Raw genomic sequence first — 20011 nt, 5'->3', positions numbered from 1 at the left:
TCATGCCTTCTGCATCGCCTTCCCGGGCAGGGGCAGCTCGGGCATCTCCAGGATCAGTTGCCCGAAGCGGCAGGCGCATTCGGTCTTGCCGTTCTCGCTCCAGATCAGCGAGAAATCCACGCTCGGCAGCTGCGGCAATCCATAGCGGCCGTCGACGATCTTCATGCCCGGCTCCACGTCCTCGCGCGTGAGCACCGTCACCGCCAGCCCCGCGAGCACCGCCGCGCGAATGCCGTGCTGGCTCGCCGAGGTGAAGACCACATGCCAGTCGAGCGCCATCGCATCCAGCGCCTCGCTCGCCACCTCGCGGTTGACGCAGGGCTTGGGAAAGAAAGCCAGCGGCAGCGAGGCACCGGGCGCCGCCTCGAAGGTTTCGGCCGCCGCCCACACCAGCTGCGTGCGCCGCAGGCGCGTGCCCTCCTCGCAGCCGGGCGGCGACATCACCACCGCAAGATCCAGCTCGCCCGCGCGGACCATGGCGCGGAAGTCGAGGTGCATGCTCACGCTGACTTCCATGCGCGTGGCGGGAAAGGAGCGAGCGAACTGCGAAAGCAAGGGAGGCAGCCGCTCGCCCATGAAGGTATCCGGCGCGCCGAAGCGCACCACACCAGCGATGGGCGAGGGCTGGAAGCGCCGCGTCATCGCGTCCAGCGTCTCGAGGATCTGCTGGGCATAGCGCAGGAAGTCTTCGCCGTCCTCGGTCACCGTGAGGCGGCGCGTCGTGCGATGCAACAGCGGCCGGCCCACCTGCTCTTCCAGCCGCCTGATCTGGTGGCTCACGGCCGACTGCGTCAGGTGCAGCCGCTGGGCGGCGCGCGTGAAGCCGCCGGTTTCCTTGACGGCCACGAAGGCGCGCAGCAGTGCGGGGTCGAAATCCATGGCAATGAATAAATGATGAATTTTAATGGGTCTCAGCAAATTAAATCATTTCCATCATGAAGAGGCTTTACCCAGAATCGCCCGGACCTGTCGCCTTCAAGGATTTCCGAAAGATTCCGATGCCCCTTTCCCACACCGGCAAGAACCGCGTCGCACTGGCCGCGATCTGCCTCATTGCCCTGATGTTCGGCCTGGAGATCTCCAGCGTGCCCGTCATCCTTCCCACGCTCGAAAAGGCGCTGCATGGCGACTTCAGCGACATGCAGTGGATCATGAACGCCTACACCATCGCCTGCACCACGGTGCTGATGGCCGCCGGGACGCTGGCCGACCGCTACGGCCGCAAGCGCATCCTCGTCGTCAGCGTGGCGCTGTTCGGCCTGACCTCGCTGGCCTGCGGGCTCGCGCAGAACGCGCCGGTGCTGATCGCCGCGCGCTTCCTGCAGGGCCTCAGCGGCGGCGCGATGCTGATCTGCCAGCTCGCGGTGCTGTCGCACCAGTTCCAGCAAGGCAAGGAACGCAGCCGGGCCTTCGCCACCTGGGGCGTGGTCTTCGGCATGGGCCTGGGCTTCGGGCCGGTCATCGGCGGCGCGATCGTGGCGCTGTCGAGTTGGGAATGGGTGTTCCTGGTCCACGCGCCGCTCGCGGCGGTGGCGCTGGCCCTGGTGCTCGGCAGCGTGGAGGAGTCGAGCGACCCCGACGCGCAGCGGCTCGACCTGCCCGGCATCGTCACGCTGTCGCTCGCGGTGCTGGGGCTGACCTGCTTCATCACGCAGGGGCCCGGCCTCGGCTTCTCGAGCCCGCTCGCCATCGGCATCGCCGCCGCGTCGGCCGCGAGCTTGGCGCTCTTCCTGTGGGTGGAGAAGATCAACCCGCATCCGATGTTCGACTTCTCGGTCTTCAGGATCCGCGACTTCTCGGGCTCGATCATCGGCTCCATCGGCATGAATTTCAGCTTCTGGCCGTTCATGATCTACCTGCCCATCTTCTTCCAGGGCGCGCTGGGCTACGACGCCGTCGTGGCCGGCTCCGCGCTGCTGGCCTACACCTTGCCCACGCTGGTGCTGCCGCCGCTGGCCGAGCGGCTCTCGCTGCGCTACCGCCCGGGTGTGGTGATTCCGGCGGGCCTCTTCGTCATCGGCCTCGGCTTCATGGCCATGCGCTACGGCAGCGGCATGGCCCATGCGAGCTGGATGACGATGCTCCCCGGCTGCCTGCTCGCGGGTATCGGGCTCGGGCTGACCAACACGCCCGTCACCAACACCACCACCGGCTCGGTGCCCAGCGCACGCGCGGGCATGGCTTCGGGCATGGACATGAGCGCGCGGCTGATCACGCTGGCCATCAACATCGCGCTGATGGGCTTCGTGCTGCTCGAGGGCGTCCATGCGCATCTGCGCGGCGCGCTGTCCGCATCGCTCGATGCGCTGCAGCTGCGCGCGCTGGCGGAGAAAGTCGCGGCGGGCAGCTTCGCGTCGCTGGGCGAGAGCTTTCCCGCGCTGCCGCAGCTCGATCCGTCCGGAGCAACGGTGCATGCCGCGCTGGCGCACGGCTTCGGACTGGTGATGCTCTACGGAGGCGCCGGCGTATGGCTGCTGGCCGGCATCAGCTGGCTGGTATTCGGTAGCGGCAGCAAGAAGCCGTCGGTGCGGCCCGCGTGCCCTTAGGCCGGCCAGGCCGGCTTCAGGAGTTCTCGACCTGCGCCGCGCGCTTCCAGGCCTCGGCGGCCTGCTCGGCGTCGTCGCGGTCTTCCGCCAGCTGCGCCAGTGCGAGCCAGGCGCGGCGATAGAGCTCGGTGTCCTGCAGACCCATGCCGGCCTGCATCAGCAGCTGCTGGGCCTTGCCCCAGAGCTGGCGCTTCATGCAGGCCATGCCCGCGAGGTACTGCAGGTTCGCGTCACGCGGGTTGTTGCGCTGCGCGCTCTCGATGCGCGCAAGCCATTCGGCGTCCACCGAGTCGAGCCCTGCTTCGAGCGCGCGCGCCAGCTTGACGCGCAGCCCGTCGCCGAGCCCGCGCGGATTGGCCACCATGCGCTCCCAGGCCGGCAGCAGCCAGCCGCGCGCCAACGCCAGATCGCCGCGCAGCGCGACCATGCGCTGGGCCGCGTGGATCGCCACCTCGGGCATCTCGCGCTCACTGGCATCGAGTTCGGTCCAGGCACGCAGCAGCTGGGCCGGATCATGCGCGCCCGACAGCAGCTCGGTCGCGAGGCCGCGCACGATGCTTTGTGCGGCCGCATCCGAGAAAGCGCGGTGCTTGGCCAGCAGGCGCGCGGTTTCGAGTGCTTCGAGCGTGCGGCGATCCTGACGCGCGGCCTTCAGGCGCAGCCGCAGTGCGAGCGTGCGACGCTGCGCGCCCTGCGGCAGTTCTTCGAGCCGCGCCAGTGCGGCCGCTGCATCGCGATCTTCGAGGGCCCAGCGCGCAGCGCGCAGCTGCACGCCTTCGCGCGTCTCGGGGCTGGCGAGCACGGTGCGATCCGCGCTTTCGTTGAGGGCCTGCTGCAGATGCGCGTCGCGCGCCGCCTTGTCCTGCAGCGCCTGGGCGCTTTCCGCGGCGAGCAGGTGCGAGAGCACGCGAACCTGCTGCGCCTGCGGCAGGCTGGCGCCGAGCGCGGCGAGCGTTTTCTCCTGCGTGAGCGCGGCCTGCGCGGCCTTTCGCGCGCGCGAGAAGCGGCCGGAGATCAGCTGCACCATCGCATCGAGCAGGGCTGCGTGCAGCGTGCGCTCCTTCTGCTGCAGCCGCCACTGGCGCGCCTGCGTGGGCAGCGAGAACAGCGCCGCCAGCGCCCGCAAGGCCGCATGCAGCAGCACGAAGGCCACCAGCAGGATCACGAGCACGAGGTTCAGCGAAAGATCGACACGCCACGGCGGCCAGAACACGGTGATCGTGCCCTGGTTGTTGCCTGCGAAGAGAGCGACTGCCGCCGCGACGGCGAAGAGGGCAAGAAGCCAGATTGCTGCGCGCATGGATGTCCGATCAGCGCCCTGCTGCGGCAGTCGCGAGCGCCGCCAGCGTGTCGTCGATGCGGACCGGCTCGGTCGTCTTCACCAGCGACTGCAACTGCTGCAGCAGCGTGGCGGCGGCCTGGGTGCGGCGCGATGCGGGGTCGAAGTAACGGTTGAGCGAGGCGGTCACCTGCGACAGCTCGCTGCGCGTGGCCTCCATCTGCCGCGACAGCAGCGACAGGCGCGCGTTGAGCAGCTTCAGCTTGAGGTTCTCGCGCAGGAAGTACGACTGCTCGGGCGCCAGCAGGATCGCCTCCGGGCTCTGGATGCGGCCGACGCGCACCAGCGAGCGGGCCTCGCCGCGCACGGTGAGCAGCACGCGGCGCCACCACGGCGCATCGGCGGGAATGGGCTCGGCCTGCCACGCATTGGTGCCGGTGCCTCGCACGGCCACCGCGTTGAGCGTGGGCAGGTCGTCGACGTTGCGCATCAGCTCGTCGAGCTTCTGCAGCGCCTCGGCGCCGTCGTTGCTGGCGCTGCTGCGCAGGCGGTCGGCGTCGCGCTGCATGGCGCGCTGCAGCGGAGTGAGCCGCGGCTGCGCGGCGCGTGCGATGCGTGTGTCGCCGGCCTTCAGCGCGGCCAGCAGCGGCTCGACGCTGCCGGTGACCTGCGCCTGCTGCAGGGCAAGGCGCACGGCCGACTCGATGTCGACCACGAGGTTCTCGTCGCGCGAACGCGAGAGGCTCTGGATGAGTTCCTCGAGCTGCGAGCGCTGCAGCGCGACTTCTGCCACGCGGGTCTCGACCAGCGCCACGCGGGCCGAGGCATCGCGCACCGTGTCGCTGGCCTGACGGGCCAGCGTGCGCGCCTCCATCGACTGCGCGATGGCGTCGGCGCTCTGGCGCGCCAGCTGCTCCTTCATGCCGCCGACCTTCTGCCAGAGCGCGATGGACATCAGCAGTGCGACCAGCGCCACCAGGGCCACCAGGCCGAAGCCGATGCGGGAGAGAAGCAGTGCGCCCGCGGCCTGCGCGGCAGGTGTCTGATGCGGTGCCAGCGGGGCTGGCACCGGCGCCGTGGCAGCGGATGGGGAAGGAGAAAGATCGTCTGTGGGGGACGCGGCGCTCATGCCAAGGATTCTATAGACGCGACCAGCGCATCCAGCAGGGGCGTGCATACACGCAACGCCCCGAAACCCGCGCCACGCGCGGCTTCGCCGATGCGCGCATGCGTGGCGACCGCGCTTGCGGCATGCCACTGCACGCCCGGCATCGCGCGCTGCAGATTGGCGATCGCCTCCGAGCTGCTGAAGAGCCAGATCGCCCGGCCTTCGGCGCCGTCCATGGCGAGGCGGTGTTGTACGACGTCCAGCGATGGCGGCAGCCTGCGATAGGCCGCCACGGTGTCGCGATGGCCGCCCGCCGCATCGATCTCGTTGGCCAGCCAGTCGCGTCCCGCGGACCGTCCGGCTTCGTCCCCGCCGCGCACGATCAGCACGCGAGCGCCATTCGACACCTGCGCGTGGACGCGTTCCCACAGCGCCTCGGAGTCGAAGCGCGTGGCCTCGGGCGGCGGCGCGTCGATGGAATCGGACGGCACGCCCGCACGCAGCAAGGCGCGCTTCGTACCAGGGCCCGTGGCCCAGAAGCGGCAACCTGCCAGCGAATCGGCGGCACCTCTGTATTGGAAGAAGTGCTCGACCGCCGTGGCGCTCACGAACATCAGCGCGGCATAGTCCGAGAGCTGCCGCCATGCCGCGCGCAGCGGCTCGATGTCGGTGGCGGGTTCGATCACGATGAGCGGCAGCGCCACCGCCTCGATCCCCGCTGCGCGCAGATCGCTGACCCATCGCGCGGCTTCGCGCGCCGGCCGCGTGACGATGACGGGACGGCCGGTCATACGACGACCACCGGTGTCAGTGGGCTCCGCCGGCACGCAGCAGCGCTGCGGCATGCTCGCCGAGCGCATCGGCCTGGGCGAAGTCGCCGACGGATGCCAGCGCGTGCACCCTCACCAGCGGCACCTTGCCTTCGGGGTCGCCCCAGGCGGCATCGATGCGCAGCGCGCCGTCGGCCTGCCAGCGCGCATGGGCGGCCAGCGGCATCGAGCAGCTGCCGCCCATCGCGCGGCTCACGGCGCGCTCGGCGGCGGTGGAGAGCCAGTCGCCCTGGTGGGCCAGCGGGCCCAGCAGTTCGATGAGGTCCTTGCGGTCGGCGCGCACTTCGATGCCGAGCGCACCCTGCCCCGCGGCAGGCAGCATGGTGTCGGCGTCGAAGGCCACGCGGATGCGGCCCTCCAGCCCCAGCCGCTTGAGACCGGCCGCGGCCAGCACGATGGCGTCGTACTGCCCTTCGTCGAGCTTGCGCAGGCGGGTGTCGAGGTTGCCGCGCAGCGGTTCGATGCGCAGGTCGGGCCGCAGCGCGCGCAGCAGCGCCATGCGGCGCAGGCTGGAGGTGCCGACGACGGCGCCCTGCGGCAGCGCGTCGAGCGATTCGAAACGGGGGGAGACAAGCGCGTCGCGCGGGTCTTCGCGCTCGAGCACGCAGGCCAGCACGAAGCCTTCGGGCAGGTCCATCGGCACGTCTTTCAGCGAATGGACGGCAATGTCGGCGCGCCCTTCCTCGAGTGCGAGTTCGAGTTCCTTCACGAAGAGCCCCTTGCCGCCCACCTTGCTGAGCGTGCGGTCCAGGATCTGGTCGCCGGTGGTGGTCAGCCCCAGCAGGCTGACGGTGTGGCCTCTTTCTTGCAAAAGCGCCTGCACATGCTGGGCTTGCCACAGTGCCAGGCGGCTTTCGCGCGTGGCGATCACGATATTGCTCAAGACCGGCCTCAAAAGTACGTGTTCCAAACCGCGGGAATGCTAGCATGTTGCGCCGCAACAACGAAGACGGCACTCCATTCAAGAAGTCCAGGACAAACATCGAATGAAAGCCAGCAAGACACCTGCTCCGCCCAAGCGCCGCCAGGCCGAAGACCAGCCTCTGATCGAAGACATCCGGCTGTTGGGCCGGATCCTCGGCGACGTGATCCGGGAGCAGGAGGGAGAAGAGACATATGCACTGGTCGAGAAGATCCGCACTCTCTCCGTGGCTTTCCGCCGCGATGCGGACCAGGCGGCCGACCGGGCGCTGAAGAACCTGCTCAAGGGGCTGAGCGCCGCCGAGACGGTGCGCGTGATCCGCGCCTTCACCTACTTCAGCCACCTGGCCAATCTTGCCGAAGACCGCCACCAGATCCGCCGCCGCACCGAGACCGAGCGCGCCGGCGAGAGCATCGAGGGCGACCTGCAGACCGCGCTCGCGCGCATCCGCAAGGCCGGCGTGAAGCCCGACGAGATCGTCGCCTCGCTGGCACACAGCTATGTCTCGCCGGTGCTCACCGCGCACCCCACCGAAGTGCAGCGCAAGAGCATCCTCGATGCCGAACGCGCCATCGCGCAGCTGCTGACGGTGCGCGACGAGATCAGGCTGCGCCAGAACGCCTATGCGGCGGCCAAGGACGCGCTCACGCCCATCGAGTTCGCGGAGAACGAAACGCAGATGCGCATCCGCGTCACGCAGATCTGGCAGACGCGCATCCTGCGTTTTTCCAAGCTCACCGTGGCCGACGAGATCGAGAACGCGCTGAGCTACTACGAAGCCACCTTCCTGCGCGAGATCCCGCGCGTGTACGCCGACCTGGAAAAGGCGCTGGCCCAGGGCGGCCAGGCGCCGTCGGTGGCGCCCTTCCTGCGCATGGGCCAGTGGATCGGCGGCGACCGCGACGGCAACCCCAACGTCACGGCCGAGACGCTCGAATACGCGCTGAGCCGCCAGTGCGAGCTGGCGCTGCGCTACTACCTCACCGAGGTGCACTACCTCGGCGGCGAGCTGTCGCTGTCGGCCACGCTGGTCGACGTGTCGGTGGAAATGCAGGCACTCGCAGAGCGCTCGCCCGACACCAGCGAGCACCGCAAGGACGAGCCCTATCGCCGCGCCCTCACCGGCGTGTACGCGCGCCTGGCGGCCACGCTGCGCGAGCTGACCGGCGGAGAGGCCGCGCGGCACGCCGTCGCGCCGCAGAACCCGTACAAGAGCGCCGAGGAGTTCCTGGCCGACCTGCGCACCATCGCCGAATCGCTGGAGGAAAAGCACGGCAGCGTGCTCGCCGCGCCGCGCCTGCTGCCGCTGATCCGCGCGGTGGAGGTGTTCGGCTTCCACCTGGCCACGGTCGACCTGCGCCAGAGTTCCGACAAGCACGAGGCCGTGATCGCCGAGCTGCTGGCCACCGCGCGCATCGAGCCTTCGTATGCGTCGCTGGCCGAGGAGGCCAAGCAGACGCTGCTGCTGAAGCTGCTCGACGACGCGCGGCCGCTGCGCGTGCCCGATGCCGACTACTCGCCGCTCGCCAGGAGCGAGCTGGCCATCTTCTCGGCCGCGCGCACCGCGCGCGCGCGCTACGGTGCCGCCGCCATCCGCCACTACATCATCAGCCACACCGAAACGGTGAGCGACCTGCTCGAAGCCCTGCTGCTGCAGAAGGAAGCGGGCCTGCTGCGCGGCGCGATGGACGGCAAGGCCACCTGCGACCTGATCGTGGTGCCGCTGTTCGAAACCATCGAGGACCTGCGCAACGCCGCGCCCATCGTGCGCGCCTTCTATGCGCTGCCGAACATCCAGGCGCTCATCGAACGCTCGGGCGCCGAGCAGGACGTGATGCTCGGCTACTCCGACAGCAACAAGGACGGCGGCATCTTCACCAGCAACTGGGAGCTGTACCGCGCGGGCATCGCGCTGGTGTCGCTCTTCGACGAGCTCAACAAGAAGAAGGCCAACCCCATCCGCCTGCGCATGTTCCACGGCCGCGGCGGCACGGTGGGGCGCGGCGGCGGCCCGAGCTACCAGGCCATCCTCGCGCAGCCGCCGGGCACGGTGCGCGGGCAGATCCGGCTGACCGAGCAGGGCGAAGTCATCGGCTCCAAGTACGCCAACCGCGAGATCGGCCGGCGCAACCTCGAGACGCTGGTGGCCGCCACGCTCGAAGCCACGCTGCTGCCGCAGGGCAAGTCGGCGCCTGCCAATTTCCTCTCGGCCGCGAGCGAACTCTCCGCGGCGAGCATGGCGGCCTACCGCAAGCTGGTGTACGAAACCCCGGGCTTCGGCGACTACTTCTTCGGCTCCACGCCGATCCGCGAGATCGCCGAGCTCAACATCGGCTCGCGCCCCGCGTCGCGCAACCCCAGCCACAAGATCGACGACCTGCGCGCGGTGCCGTGGAGCTTCAGCTGGGGCCAGTGCCGCCTCACGATTCCGGGCTGGTTCGGCTTCGGCTCGGGCGTGGAGCAGTTCCTGGCCGCCGCCGGCAACGCGGCGGGCCGCAAGGAGCGCCAGGCGCTGCTGCAGCGCATGTACGCGCAGTGGCCCTTCTTCCGCACGCTGCTGTCGAACATGGACATGGTGCTCGCCAAGAGCGACCTCGCGCTGGCCTCGCGCTACGCCGAGCTGGTGACCGACCGCAAGCTGCGGCAGAAGGTGTTCTCGATGATCGACGCCGAATGGCATCGCACCTCCGATGCACTCACGCTCATCACCGGCGCGAAGCAGCGGCTCGAGGGCAACGCCGAGATGCAGCGCTCGGTGCGCCACCGCTTCCCGTACATCGACCCGCTGCACCACCTGCAGGTCGAGCTGATGCGGCGCTACCGCGCGGGCGACGGCGGCGAGCGGCTGCAGCGCGGCATCCACATCTCGATCAACGGGGTGGCGGCGGGCCTGCGCAACACGGGCTGACGCCACCGCGCGAGCCGGGACGGGCCCTTCGGGGCCCGTCGTCGTTTGCAGCGCGCATAGACTCGCAGCCCTATCCACCGAAAGAGAACGCCATGAAAGGCTCCTGCCTCTGCGGCACCGTCCGGTACGAAGCCGCGCGCCTCGCCGGCCCCATCGTCCACTGCCATTGCCAGACCTGCCGCAAGGCGCACAGCGCCGCGTTCACCACGACCGGTCGCGTCGACCGCGCAGACTTCCGCTGGACCGCGGGCGAGGAAGCCATCGGCTCCTTCGAATCGACGCCCGGCAAGCTGCGCCACTTCTGCACCCGCTGCGGCACGCACCTCGTGGCCGAGTGGGTGGACAAGCCCCAGGTCATCCTGCGCCTGGGCTCGCTCGACGACGACCCGGGCCAGCGCCCCGCCTCGCACATCTGGACTTCGCACGAGGTGCCGTGGCTCGACCACACGACGGAAATTCCCTCCTTCCCCGAAGCACCGCCGGCGAAGGACTGAACGCATGAGCACGAAGATCGGCTTTCGCCGCAGGCTCATCGTCGCCATCCTGCTGTGCGTGGCGGTGGGCGGCGCGGTGGTGCGGCACTACGCGGCGCCGGGCTCGACCACGCGCGACATCGCGACGCTCCTGATGGTGCTGTGGGTGCCGATCATCGGCAACGTGATCGCATGGCTGATCGGCAAGTGGCCGCGCCGTGCGCCTGCCGCAGCACCGCCGGGCTTCGATGCGCTGGGTGCGTTCACGCCCGGTGCGCTCGCGGAGATCACTTTCCGCAAGCCCGCCCTGCCCTCGCAGGACACGCCCATCGCGCCGGGCGAATACCGCTGCGCGCTGGTGCTCGACAAGGAAGGCTTCTCGGCGCGCTGGATGGTGCCGGCGGGCGATGCGCTGGAGCGCGGCAAGCCCGCCGCGCTCGAAGTCGAGTTCCTCTCGCCCGCCGTCGCGCTGCCCCGCTTCCAGCCCGGTACAACCTTTCGCGTACTGATCGGCGATTCCTTCGTCGCCGATGGCCGAATACTGCAATTGCGACCCGCGCTCAGCTAGGCCGCTGCAGAGGCCCCATGGATGGCGATAGCCATCAAAAGGGCCCATTGTTCATCCCCGGGAAACTGTCTGCTGCCGCGCGGCACCTTTGTCGCAAGCGCGACGGCTCGCACACTCCATGCCTCTTCAACGGCATCGGTGCGCGCGCCGCCGCCGACGCTCCAAAGGACAGCTTCCCATCATGATGAATTCACCCAGCAGCAACCCGTGCATCGACGAACTCGGAGCACCGGTGCAGGCCGCGGCAGCACACGTTCCGGCCTCGCGCTCCGCATGGCTCGCCGTCGGCTCCATCGCCGTCGGCACCTTCGCGATGGTCTCGACGGAGTTCATGCCCATCGGCCTTCTCACCGACATCGCGCGCGGCCTCAACGTGTCCGACGGCACGGCCGGACTCATGGTCACCATGCCCGGCGTGCTCGCCGCCTTCGCCGGGCCGGCGCTCATCGTCGCTTCGGGCAAGCTCGACCGCCGCACGGTGCTGATCGCGCTCACCACCTTGCTGATCGCATCGAACCTGCTCGCGGCCTTCGCGCCCAACTTCGCCACCATGCTGGTGGCACGCCTGCTGCTCGGCCTGTGCGTGGGCGGCTTCTGGACTTTCGCTCCCGCCGCCGCCACGCAGCTGGTGCCGCATGCCTCGCAGGCTCGCGCCATGTCGATCGTGCTGGCCGGCGTGTCGGCCGCCACCGTGCTCGGCGTGCCGGCCGGCTCCTTCCTCGGCACGCTGTTCGGCTGGCGTGCATCGTTCGCCGTGACGGGCGCGCTCGCGGCCGCCGTACTGGTGGTGCAGCTGTGGTTGCTGCCTTCGATCCCGCCGGTGCGCGCCATCGGCGCACGCGACCTGCTCACGCCGCTCACGCGCCGCATGGCACAGGTCGGCCTGCTCGCGGTGCTGTTCTTCATCGCCGGCCACTTCGCGGCCTACACCTACCTGAAGCCGCTGCTGCAGCAGGTGTTCGGCCTCGCGCCCAACTCGGTGTCGACGCTGCTGCTGGTGTACGGCGCGGTGGGCTTCATCGGCACCTTCCTCGGCGGCAGCCTGGTGGCGCGCAGCGTGCGCGGCACCACCCTGCTGGCGGCGCTGATGCTGGCCACCGCCCTGCTGCTGACGACGGTGATCGGCTCCGGCTTCGTGCCCGGCGCGGTGGTGGTCGTGATCTGGGGCGTGGCCTTCGGCCTGATCCCGGTCGCGCTCACCGGCTGGATGATGGAAGCGGTGCCCGACGCACCCGAGGCCGGCCAGGCCCTGCTGGTGAGCGGCTTCCAGGTGGCGATCGCCTCCGGCGCGCTGATCGGCGGCGTGACGGTCGACAGCTTCGGCATCTCCAGCGCGATGGTGCTCAGCGGCGTGCTCGTGCTTATCGCGGCGCTGATCGTCGGCACGCTGGGCCGCGCGCGCGGCGGTGCCTCGCTGGCTGCCGTGCCCGAGTAAGCGCAGGCAATTCCGCGATCAGTGGCGGCCGGGCTTCCCGGCCGCCACGATCGCATCCAGCACGACGCGCAAGGCCTTGCCGACGGGCTTGTCGCGCCGCACCACGATCGCCAGCGCGCGGTGCATGCGCGGGTTCAGCCGGCTGGCCTTCAGCTCCGGGTGCGCGCCGCGCCCCGTCATCGCCATGCCGGGCACGATGGCGTAGCCCAGCCCCGCGGCCACCATCTCCTTCATCGCCTCCACGCTGCCCAGCTCCATCACCGGCTGCGGCTGCAGGCCCTCGGCGGCGAACCAGCGGTCGACCAGCTTGCGCGTGTTGGCCGCGGGCTCGAACAGCACCAGCGGCAGGCCGGCCAGATCGCCCGGCGCGACCTTCGACTTCAGCGGTGCGAGGTCCTGCCGGCCGATGGCGACGAACTCGTCGTCGAGCACCGGCATCACCGCCAGCGAGCGCCCGGCCACGGGCAGCGTGACCAGCGCGAGATCGAGGCTGTTTTCTTCCACCTTGCGCGCCTGGTCTTCTGTGTTGCCGGTGCTGACCACCACGCCGAGTTCGGGGAAGCGTTCGCGCAGTCCGCGCAGCACAGAAGGCAGGAAATGCAGGCAGGCCGTCGCGCCCGTGCCCAGCCGTACGCGGCCCGCGATGCCGCTGGCGTGATCGGCGAGCGCGTCGATGGCGTTCTCCACCGCGGTCTCGATGTTCTGCGCATGGCGCAGCAGCTCCATGCCCGCCGGCGTGGCCTGCGCGCGCTTGCCGACACGCTCCACCAGGCGCACCGCCAGCCGGCGTTCGAGCTGGCGGATCTGCAGGCTCACGGCCGGCTGGGAGAGGCCCAGCCTGTCGGCGGCGGCCGAGAAGCTGCCGGTTTCGATGACGAGCGCGAAGGACCGGAGCTGGTCGAGGTTGAGCGATTTATCCAAAGTTTTTCTCATGCCTTGCATAGGCTGGCGAAGCTTCACTTATCGATGAGGCATCGTCAAGATCGGGGCCATGTCATCGCCATTCAACGCTTCCCTCGCTTCCACCGCCGTAGAAATCCTCGATGCCATGCCGCATCACATGGTCGCCGTGCAGTCCATCTACAGCCACTACGTGCTGCACGACCTGTGCTCCTTCGAGGAGGAAGTGCCGAGCGTCGACCAGATGCAGCAGCGCCGCGCCGACGTGATCGCGCGCGGCATGCCCTACCTGGTGGCGATGCTCGACGGCGAGGTCGCCGGCTACGCCTACGCCACCGCCTACCGCGCCCGCTCGGCCTACCGGCATTCGGTGGAAGACTCGGTCTACGTCGCGCAGGGCATGCACGGCCACGGCATCGGCAAGGCGCTGCTGCGCGAGGTGGTCCGGCGCTGCACCGAAGCCGGCTTCACGCAGATGGTCGCCTGCGTGGGCAACAGCGCCAACACGGGCTCGCTGCGGCTGCATGAAAGCCTGGGCTTCGCGCAGGTCGGCGTGCTGCGCGACATCGGCTTCAAGTTCGGGCGCTGGGTCGACACCGTGCTGATGCAGCGCGCCCTGCGCTGAGGCTGCGTCGTCATGTCGGGCGACACCGCCGCCCCCGCGCGCGGCTGGCTGGCGCTGCTGTGCGCGAGCCGGCTGCTGCAGTCGATGATCGTCACCGCCTACTCCGGCGTGCTGCCCTTCGCGATGGCCGACTGGCACATGACGGCCGCGCAGGCCGGCTCGATCCAGAGCGCCTGGCACGTGGGCTACATGAGCTCGCTGTTCGCCGTGGGCTTGCTGGCCGACCGCTACGGGCCGCAGCGCATCTTCTTCACGGGCAGCGCGGTGAGCGCGGCGGCTGCGCTCGCCTTTGCGCTCTTCGCACGCGACCATATCTCGGCCACGCTGCTCTACGGCCTGGCCGGACTGTGCGCGGGCGCCTCGTACACGCCGGGCCTGCAGCTGCTGGCGCACAACACCGAGCCCGCCGTGCGCGGGCGCGCGATGGGCCTCTTCATCGGATCGTCGTCGATGGGCTATGCACTCTCGCTCGCGGTGGCGGCGGCGTTGAGCCATCTGCATCAGTGGCGGCTGGGGCTGCTGGCCGCTGCGGTCTGCACGGTGGCTGGCGCGGTGCTCACGGCGCAGGCGCTGCGCCGCATGCGGCTGCCCTCGCCCCCCGCGCCCGGTGCGATCCGCGAAGGCACCCTGCACGCCCTGGCAGCCACGGTGCGCGACAAGCCCGCGATGGCCGGCAACTGGGCCTACGCCTTCCATTGCTGGGAACTGATGGCGCTCTGGGCATGGCTGCCGGCGTATCTGGTCGCCTCTTCGAGCGTGGTCTCGTCGTGGCAAGGCGCCGGCATCGCACTGGCGGCGCTGGCCCATCTGGTGAGCGTGTTCGGCAGCATCGCGGGCGGCGCGGCTTCCGACAGGCTGGGTCGCGCGCGGGTGATGATGATCGCCACCGTCGCGAGCCTTTGCATGTCCTTCGCCTTCGGCTGGATGTGGAGCTGGCCGCTGTGGCTGCTGGCGGTGGCAGCGGCCGTCTACAACCTGTTGGCCATCGCGGACTCGTCGGTCTACTCGACCGCGCTGGCCGACGTGGTGGCGCCGCACCGGCTGGGCGTGGCCTTCTCGGTGCGCTCGGTGATGGGCTTCGGCGCGGGCGCGCTCAGCCCCTGGGTATTCGGCCTCGCGCTGGACTGGGGGCAAGGCAGCTTCGGCATCGGCAGCACGCATGCGTGGGTGGCGGCATGGAGTTCGGCCGGGCTGGGCGCGCTGCTGGGGCCGCTGATGATCGCGCGCTTCTCGCGGCTGCATCGGGCGCACATGGCGACCCGCTGAACGCGCGCCCCGCACCTCGGGTTTTAAAATAAAACTGATGCCGGCAATCGCCGGCCCAGCCAGACCCGATCCGGAAAGAAACGCTCCTCATGGCCCAACGAAAAAGCCTCAAGGCCGATGCATGTCCGATGGCACGCGCGCTCGACATCGTCGGCGACCAGTGGTCGCTGCTCGTGATCCGCGATGCCTTCGACGGCATGAAGCGCTTCGGCGAATTCCAGCAGAGCCTGGGCGTCGCCAGGAACATCCTGTCGGACCGGTTGAAGAACCTGGTGCAGGAAGGCGTGCTCGAGCTCGTACCCGCCTCCGACGGAACTGCCTACCAGGAATACGTGCTCACGCCCAAGGGCAAGGGCCTGTTCCCCGTGGTGGTCGGCCTGCGGCACTGGGGCGAGGCGCACCTGTACGCGAAGGGGGAGCCGCACTCGGTGCTCGTCGAGCGCGACAGCGGCAAGCCGGTGCCGAAGATCGAGTTGCGAACGCGCGATGGAAAGCCGCTCGATCCGGACGCGACCTTCGTGAAGAAGCCTCCCGCGACCGCCCGGGCTGCGAAGTCGCGAAGCGCGACCTCATAGCGCGGCGCGCGTGGGCTACTCGCCCAGCAGTTCCCCGATCGGCTGCAGGTCCTCCACCCGGTCGCAGATCGACTTGATCACCATCGTGATCGGAATGCCCAGCAGCAGGCCCCAGATGCCCCAGAGCCAGCCCCAGAAGATCACGCCCACGAACACCGCCACCGGGTTCATGCGGCTGGTGCGGCTGGTGAGCCAGGGCATCAGCAGGTTGCCGATGACGGTGTGGATGCCCAGCGACATGCCTGCCACCACGATGCCCATCTGCAGGCTGTTGAACTGCAGGAAGGCCACCAGCCCCGCGGCCGCCAGCACGATCACCGAACCGATGTAGGGAATGAGGTTGGTGACGGCCGCGATGATTCCCCACACGGCCGCGTTCTCCATGCCGACGGCCCAGAACGCGAGGCCCGTGGCCACGCCGACGATGGCGCTCACCAGGATCTGCACGAGCAGGTAGCGCTCGATGTTGCGCGTGATGTCGTCCAGCACGTGCACCGTCACCTTCTTCTTCTGCAGGCTCGAGCCGGTGATCTTGATGAGCTTGCGCCTGAAGGTGTCGCCCGAGCACAGCGCGAAGTAGGTCAGGAAGGCCACCAGCGTGAACTGCCCCATTGCGCTGAGCAGTCCGACGGTGCCGCTGAGCAGGTAGTCGCGCACGTTGAAGCTGGGCCGCTCGATGATGACGCGCGCCACGCCCTTGCGCGAAGCGACGCGGGCCGAGTTCTCCTCGGCCGCCTTCTCGAGCTGCGCCGCCGCCTGCTGCACGTTGTCCAGCGGCGTGGCGCTGGCGCCCCGGTCGCGGCGCATGGCCTGGCCCAGCTTCTGCGCGGCCACGGGCAGCGAGTCGAGCAGCTGCGTGGCGCTGCCCGAGAGCGAATAGCCGGTCCAGCCCAGGCCGCCGAAGAGGCCCATGAGGATCAGCCCCGCACCGATCCAGCGTGGCAGCTTCCAGCGATGCAGCAGCTCGACCAGCGGCGACAGCGCATAGGTCAGCAGCAGGCTCAGCATCAGCGGAATGAAGACGGCCTGCCCCCACTGCAGCGCGAACACGCTGGCCAGTACCGCGAGCACCACCAGCGAGGCGCTGCGCACGTCGACGGGCATGTGCAGCAGCAGGCGCTCGCGCGCCGGGGCGGGCGGCTCGGGGGCGGGTGCAGGCGGTTCAGGTTCCGGCCCGGGGGCCGGCTCGGCCGCCACCGGCTGCGCAGGTTCGGCAACCGGCTCGGTCGGCGGCGAAGCTTCCGCCGCCTTGGGCTTGTCGTCGCTCATCGCGTTTCCTTCAGCACCTCGCGCACCGCCGCGAGCTGCCGGCGCGACACGGCCACGGGCTCGGGAATGGAATCCAGCCGCAGGGCCCAGCCCTCGGCGTCCTCGCCGTCGTCGTATTTCTCCAGCGCGCGGATCGCCGAGCGCGCGACCAGCGCGTTGCGGTGCACGCGCAGGAAGCGCTGCGGATAGCGCTCCTCGAACTCGTTGAGCGAGCCGTCGAGGATGTGGCTGCGCGTGGCGGTGCGCACCGTGAGGTACTTGTATTCGGACTTGAGGTAGAGCACCTCCGACAGCGGCACCCGCTCCGCACGGCCCCGGTCCTGGATCAGCACCGTCTCGGGCGCGGCCTGGGCCTGCTGCAGCGCGCGGCGCTCCTTCAGGAAGCGCTCGACCTTCTGCAGCGCCTGTTGCAGCCGCTCGGCGCGCACGGGCTTGGTGAGGTAGTCGACGGCCTCGAGGTCGAAGGCCGTCACCGCATGGGCGGCGTGGGCGGTCACGAACACCACGGCAGGCGCGTTGGAGCGGCTGCGCAGCGCGCGCGCCACCTCGATGCCGTCGACGCCGGGCATGTGCACGTCGAGCAGCACCAGGTCGAGCGCCAGCGTGCCCAGCTGCTGCAGCGCCTCGCCGCCCTGCGAGGCTTCGGCCACCACTTCGGCGCCGGGCGAGGTGCAGTCGCGCAGCAGCGTGCGCATGCGCGAGCGCGCCAGGGCTTCGTCGTCGACGATGAGTGTCTTGAGGGTCATGATTCGGCGGGAATGGCTATGCGTACTCTGTAGCTTTTCTGGTCCATCCCGGCGCTGAACTGCATCTGCATGTCGTGCAACAGCCGCAGCCGGTCGCGCACATTGGCCAGCGCGATGCCGTGGCCGCGCGGCAGCGGCTCGTCGGCCCAGCGCAGCGGCGGAAGGCTGTTGACCACTTCGATCACCACCATGCCGCCGCGCCGCTCGGTGCGGATGCGCAGCCTGGCGCCCTCCGGGCTGGGCTCCACGCCGTGCTTGATGGCGTTCTCGACCAGCGGCTGCAGCAGCAGCGGCGGCAGGCGCGCGTTGCTGGCGGCGGCGTCCAGGTCCCAGCGGATGCGCAGGCGGTCGCCGAAGCGCACCTGCTCGATGGCGAGGTAGCGCTCGGCCAGCGCGATCTCGTCGGCCAGCGTGCCCGATTCGCCGGGGTCGGCCAGCGCCTGGCGGAACAGCTCGGCCAGGTCCTCGAGCATGGTCTCGGCCTTGGCCGGCTCCTCGCGCACCAGTGCGATGGCGCTGTTGAGGGTGTTGAAAAGAAAGTGCGGGCGGATGCGCGACTGCAGCTCCTCCAGCCGCGCCGTGGTGGCTGCCGGCGTCTGGCCCCGGGCGCGCAGCACCATCGCCGCCATCACCAGCCCCGCGAACAGGGCACCCGTGAGCGCGCTGGCGAGCCATGGCGCGCTGGCCAGCACGCCCGTCAGGCGCAGCAGGCCGCAGCCGTAGGTTGCCGACAGCGCGCCGAGCAGCGCGCCGGCCGTGTACTGCCAGTGCTTCGGCAGCCGCCGCAGCGGCTTCTTGAGGCCGCAGGCGCTCACCAGCCACAGCAGCGTGGCGGGCAGCGCCCCGCCGGTGATGGTGGCGGTCTGCACCAGCCATTCGCCGGGCGTGGACACCACGAAAAGGGCTGCGATGGCCACCACCGCCTCGACGAACACCACCGTGCGCAGCACCACGCCGATCTGGCAGGCGTCGAAGATCGACGGGCCGCCGCGCGCGGACGACGCGGCCGCGCGCGCCCTTTCCGACGACGGTGGGGGCGTGGGTGAAGAGCTGGCCGATAAAATCGCCGGGTTGCGCATCGCAGACATCTGATCCATCGGGTAACCAACCCATTATTGCCTCCAGGACGGCTCCCATGACCCAAAACCAACTCGACAAGAAATCCGAAGCCTGGTCGGCCCTTTTCTCCGAACCGATGAGCGACCTCGTGAAGCGCTACACCTCCAGCGTCTTCTTCGACAAGCGCCTGTGGCAGGCCGACATCCAGGGCTCGCTGGCACATGCCGGCATGCTGGCGGCACAGGGCATCATCAGCGTGCAGGACCACGCCGCCATCGAACGCGGGATGGCGCAGATCCGTTCCGAGATCGAATCCGGTGCCTTCGAGTGGAAGCTCGACCTGGAAGACGTGCACCTGAACATCGAGGCGCGCCTGACCCAGCTGGTCGGCGACGCCGGCAAGCGCCTGCACACCGGCCGCAGCCGCAACGACCAGGTCGCCACCGACGTGCGCCTGTGGCTGCGCGGCGAGATCGACCTGATCGGCGACCTGCTGGTCGAGCTGCAGAAGGCGCTGGTGGACATCGCCGAGAAGAACGTCGACGTGATCCTGCCGGGCTTCACCCACCTGCAGGTGGCGCAGCCGGTGAGCTTCGGCCACCACATGCTTGCCTACGTGGAAATGTTCAGCCGCGACGCGGAGCGCATGAGCGAGGTCCGCAGGCGCGTCAACCGGCTGCCGCTGGGCGCCGCCGCGCTGGCCGGCACCAGCTACCCGCTGGACCGCGAGCTGGTCGCCAGGACCCTGGGCATGGACGGCGTCTGCCAGAACAGCCTGGACGCGGTGAGCGACCGCGACTTCGCCATCGAGTTCACCTCCGCCGCCAGCCTGTGCATGGTGCACGTGAGCCGCATGAGCGAGGAGCTCATTCTCTGGATGAGCCAGAACTTCGGCTTCATCCAGATCGCCGACCGCTTCACCACCGGCTCGTCGATCATGCCGCAGAAGAAGAACCCCGACGTGCCCGAGCTGGCGCGCGGCAAGACCGGCCGCGTGGTCGGCCACCTGATGGCGCTCATCACGCTCATGAAGGGCCAGCCGCTGGCCTACAACAAGGACAACCAGGAAGACAAGGAGCCGCTGTTCGACACCGTCGACACGCTCAAGGACACCCTGCGCATCTTCGCCGAGATGATCGGCGGCATCACCGTGAAGCCCGAGGCCATGGAAGCCGCCACCCTGCGCGGCTACGCCACCGCCACCGACCTGGCCGACTACCTCGTGAAGAAGGGCCTGCCCTTCCGCGACGCGCACGAGACCGTGGCCCACGCCGTGAAGGCCGCCACCTCGCACCAGGTCGACCTGGCCGAGCTGCCGCTGGCCGTGCTGCAGCAGTTCAACCCGAGCATCGAGAAGGACGTGTACGACGTGCTGAGCCTGCGCGGCTCGCTGAACGCGCGCAACATCCTGGGCGGCACCGCCCCGGCGCAGGTGAAGGCGCAAGTCGCCCGCCACCGCGCCCGCCTCGGCTGAGCGCGGCCGCAACTGCAGCAGCGGCCGC

The 20011-nt window shown here is 69.7% G+C and carries 18 protein-coding genes; 9 read left to right on the top strand and 9 right to left on the bottom strand.

The features are described from left to right. Positions 1-879, bottom strand: a complete 879-nt coding sequence (locus ABL844_RS07855) for a LysR family transcriptional regulator (protein WP_126022630.1) — start codon at positions 877-879, stop codon at positions 1-3. A 119-nt stretch (positions 880-998) separates the two neighbouring features. On the opposite strand from ABL844_RS07855, the gene ABL844_RS07850 reads away from it, so the two are divergent. Then, entirely contained in the window at positions 999-2546 is a 1548-nt protein-coding gene (locus ABL844_RS07850) for an MFS transporter (RefSeq protein WP_418130940.1), read from the top strand. A 16-nt stretch (positions 2547-2562) separates the two neighbouring features. Here the strand turns inward: ABL844_RS07850 and ABL844_RS07845 are convergent, their stop codons facing one another. Genes ABL844_RS07845 through hemC form a run of 4 tightly spaced genes read right to left on the bottom strand, consistent with a single transcriptional unit; the run spans position 2563 to position 6646 of the window. Beyond that, positions 2563-3846 carry a heme biosynthesis protein HemY gene (locus ABL844_RS07845; protein ID WP_126022628.1) on the bottom strand — a complete coding sequence of 428 codons (1284 nt, stop codon included), beginning with the start codon at positions 3844-3846 and terminating at the stop codon, positions 2563-2565. 10 nt (positions 3847-3856) lie between these two features. Beyond that, positions 3857-4954, bottom strand: coding sequence for a uroporphyrinogen-III C-methyltransferase (locus ABL844_RS07840; RefSeq protein WP_418130939.1), 1098 nt, complete (start codon positions 4952-4954; stop codon positions 3857-3859). Then, positions 4951-5724, bottom strand: a complete 774-nt coding sequence (locus ABL844_RS07835) for a uroporphyrinogen-III synthase (RefSeq protein WP_418130938.1) — start codon at positions 5722-5724, stop codon at positions 4951-4953. The genes ABL844_RS07840 and ABL844_RS07835 overlap by 4 nt, the downstream gene beginning before the upstream one ends. Before the next feature lie 16 nt (positions 5725-5740). Then, positions 5741-6646 (bottom strand): hydroxymethylbilane synthase, encoded by a 906-nt coding sequence (gene hemC, locus ABL844_RS07830; protein ID WP_418130937.1) that lies wholly within the window; start codon positions 6644-6646, stop codon positions 5741-5743. Positions 6647-6749: 103 nt separating this feature from the next. On the opposite strand from hemC, the gene ppc reads away from it, so the two are divergent. From ppc to ABL844_RS07810, 4 genes are all read left to right on the top strand, one after another. Beyond that, a complete protein-coding gene (ppc, locus tag ABL844_RS07825; RefSeq protein ID WP_418130936.1) occupies positions 6750-9593 on the top strand; it encodes a phosphoenolpyruvate carboxylase in 2844 nt (947 codons plus the stop codon). 92 nt (positions 9594-9685) lie between these two features. Next, a complete protein-coding gene (locus ABL844_RS07820) occupies positions 9686-10087 on the top strand; it encodes a GFA family protein (RefSeq protein ID WP_418130935.1) in 402 nt (133 codons plus the stop codon). A 4-nt stretch (positions 10088-10091) separates the two neighbouring features. After that, a complete protein-coding gene (locus tag ABL844_RS07815; RefSeq protein WP_184635478.1) occupies positions 10092-10634 on the top strand; it encodes a hypothetical protein in 543 nt (180 codons plus the stop codon). A gap of 181 nt (positions 10635-10815) precedes the next feature. Continuing rightward, positions 10816-12069: an MFS transporter gene (locus ABL844_RS07810; RefSeq protein ID WP_126022621.1), complete on the top strand. Its 1254-nt coding sequence runs from the start codon at positions 10816-10818 to the stop codon at positions 12067-12069. An 18-nt stretch (positions 12070-12087) separates the two neighbouring features. On the opposite strand, the gene ABL844_RS07805 is transcribed toward ABL844_RS07810, so the two are convergent. Further along, on the bottom strand, positions 12088-13011 hold the full coding sequence (locus ABL844_RS07805; protein ID WP_418125846.1) for a LysR family transcriptional regulator: 924 nt from the start codon (positions 13009-13011) through the stop codon (positions 12088-12090). A 49-nt stretch (positions 13012-13060) separates the two neighbouring features. Between ABL844_RS07805 and ABL844_RS07800 the strand changes: the two genes are divergently transcribed. The 3 genes from ABL844_RS07800 (at position 13061) to ABL844_RS07790 (ending at position 15435) form a co-directional block, all read left to right on the top strand. Further along, positions 13061-13594: an N-acetyltransferase family protein gene (locus ABL844_RS07800; RefSeq protein WP_418130934.1), complete on the top strand. Its 534-nt coding sequence runs from the start codon at positions 13061-13063 to the stop codon at positions 13592-13594. Between the two features lie 12 nt (positions 13595-13606). Further along, positions 13607-14860, top strand: coding sequence for an MFS transporter (locus ABL844_RS07795; protein ID WP_418130933.1), 1254 nt, complete (start codon positions 13607-13609; stop codon positions 14858-14860). Positions 14861-14949: 89 nt separating this feature from the next. Beyond that, a complete protein-coding gene (locus ABL844_RS07790) occupies positions 14950-15435 on the top strand; it encodes a winged helix-turn-helix transcriptional regulator (protein ID WP_418130932.1) in 486 nt (161 codons plus the stop codon). 15 nt (positions 15436-15450) lie between these two features. On the opposite strand, the gene ABL844_RS07785 is transcribed toward ABL844_RS07790, so the two are convergent. From ABL844_RS07785 to ABL844_RS07775, 3 genes are read right to left on the bottom strand one after another with little or no spacing between them, the layout of a single operon-like run. Continuing rightward, positions 15451-16704 (bottom strand): AI-2E family transporter, encoded by a 1254-nt coding sequence (locus ABL844_RS07785; protein ID WP_418130931.1) that lies wholly within the window; start codon positions 16702-16704, stop codon positions 15451-15453. After that, a complete protein-coding gene (locus ABL844_RS07780) occupies positions 16701-17450 on the bottom strand; it encodes a LytR/AlgR family response regulator transcription factor (protein WP_184635464.1) in 750 nt (249 codons plus the stop codon). Before ABL844_RS07780 ends, ABL844_RS07785 begins: the two co-directional genes overlap by 4 nt. Beyond that, the gene (locus ABL844_RS07775) at positions 17447-18529 is read right to left on the bottom strand and encodes a sensor histidine kinase (RefSeq protein WP_418131887.1); all 1083 of its coding nucleotides are present in this window, start codon (positions 18527-18529) and stop codon (positions 17447-17449) included. The genes ABL844_RS07780 and ABL844_RS07775 overlap by 4 nt, the downstream gene beginning before the upstream one ends. 56 nt (positions 18530-18585) lie before the next feature. Between ABL844_RS07775 and argH the strand changes: the two genes are divergently transcribed. Then, complete coding sequence (argH, locus tag ABL844_RS07770; RefSeq protein ID WP_418130930.1) at positions 18586-19983, top strand: argininosuccinate lyase; 1398 nt, start codon at positions 18586-18588, stop codon at positions 19981-19983. Positions 19984-20011 lie beyond the last annotated feature (28 nt).

Source organism: Variovorax sp. 278MFTsu5.1, from assembly GCF_048305045.1.
Classification (GTDB): domain Bacteria; phylum Pseudomonadota; class Gammaproteobacteria; order Burkholderiales; family Burkholderiaceae_C; genus Variovorax; species Variovorax guangxiensis.
The sequence above is the reverse complement of the archived record's forward strand: the minus strand, read 5'-3'. Positions and strand labels throughout refer to the sequence as shown.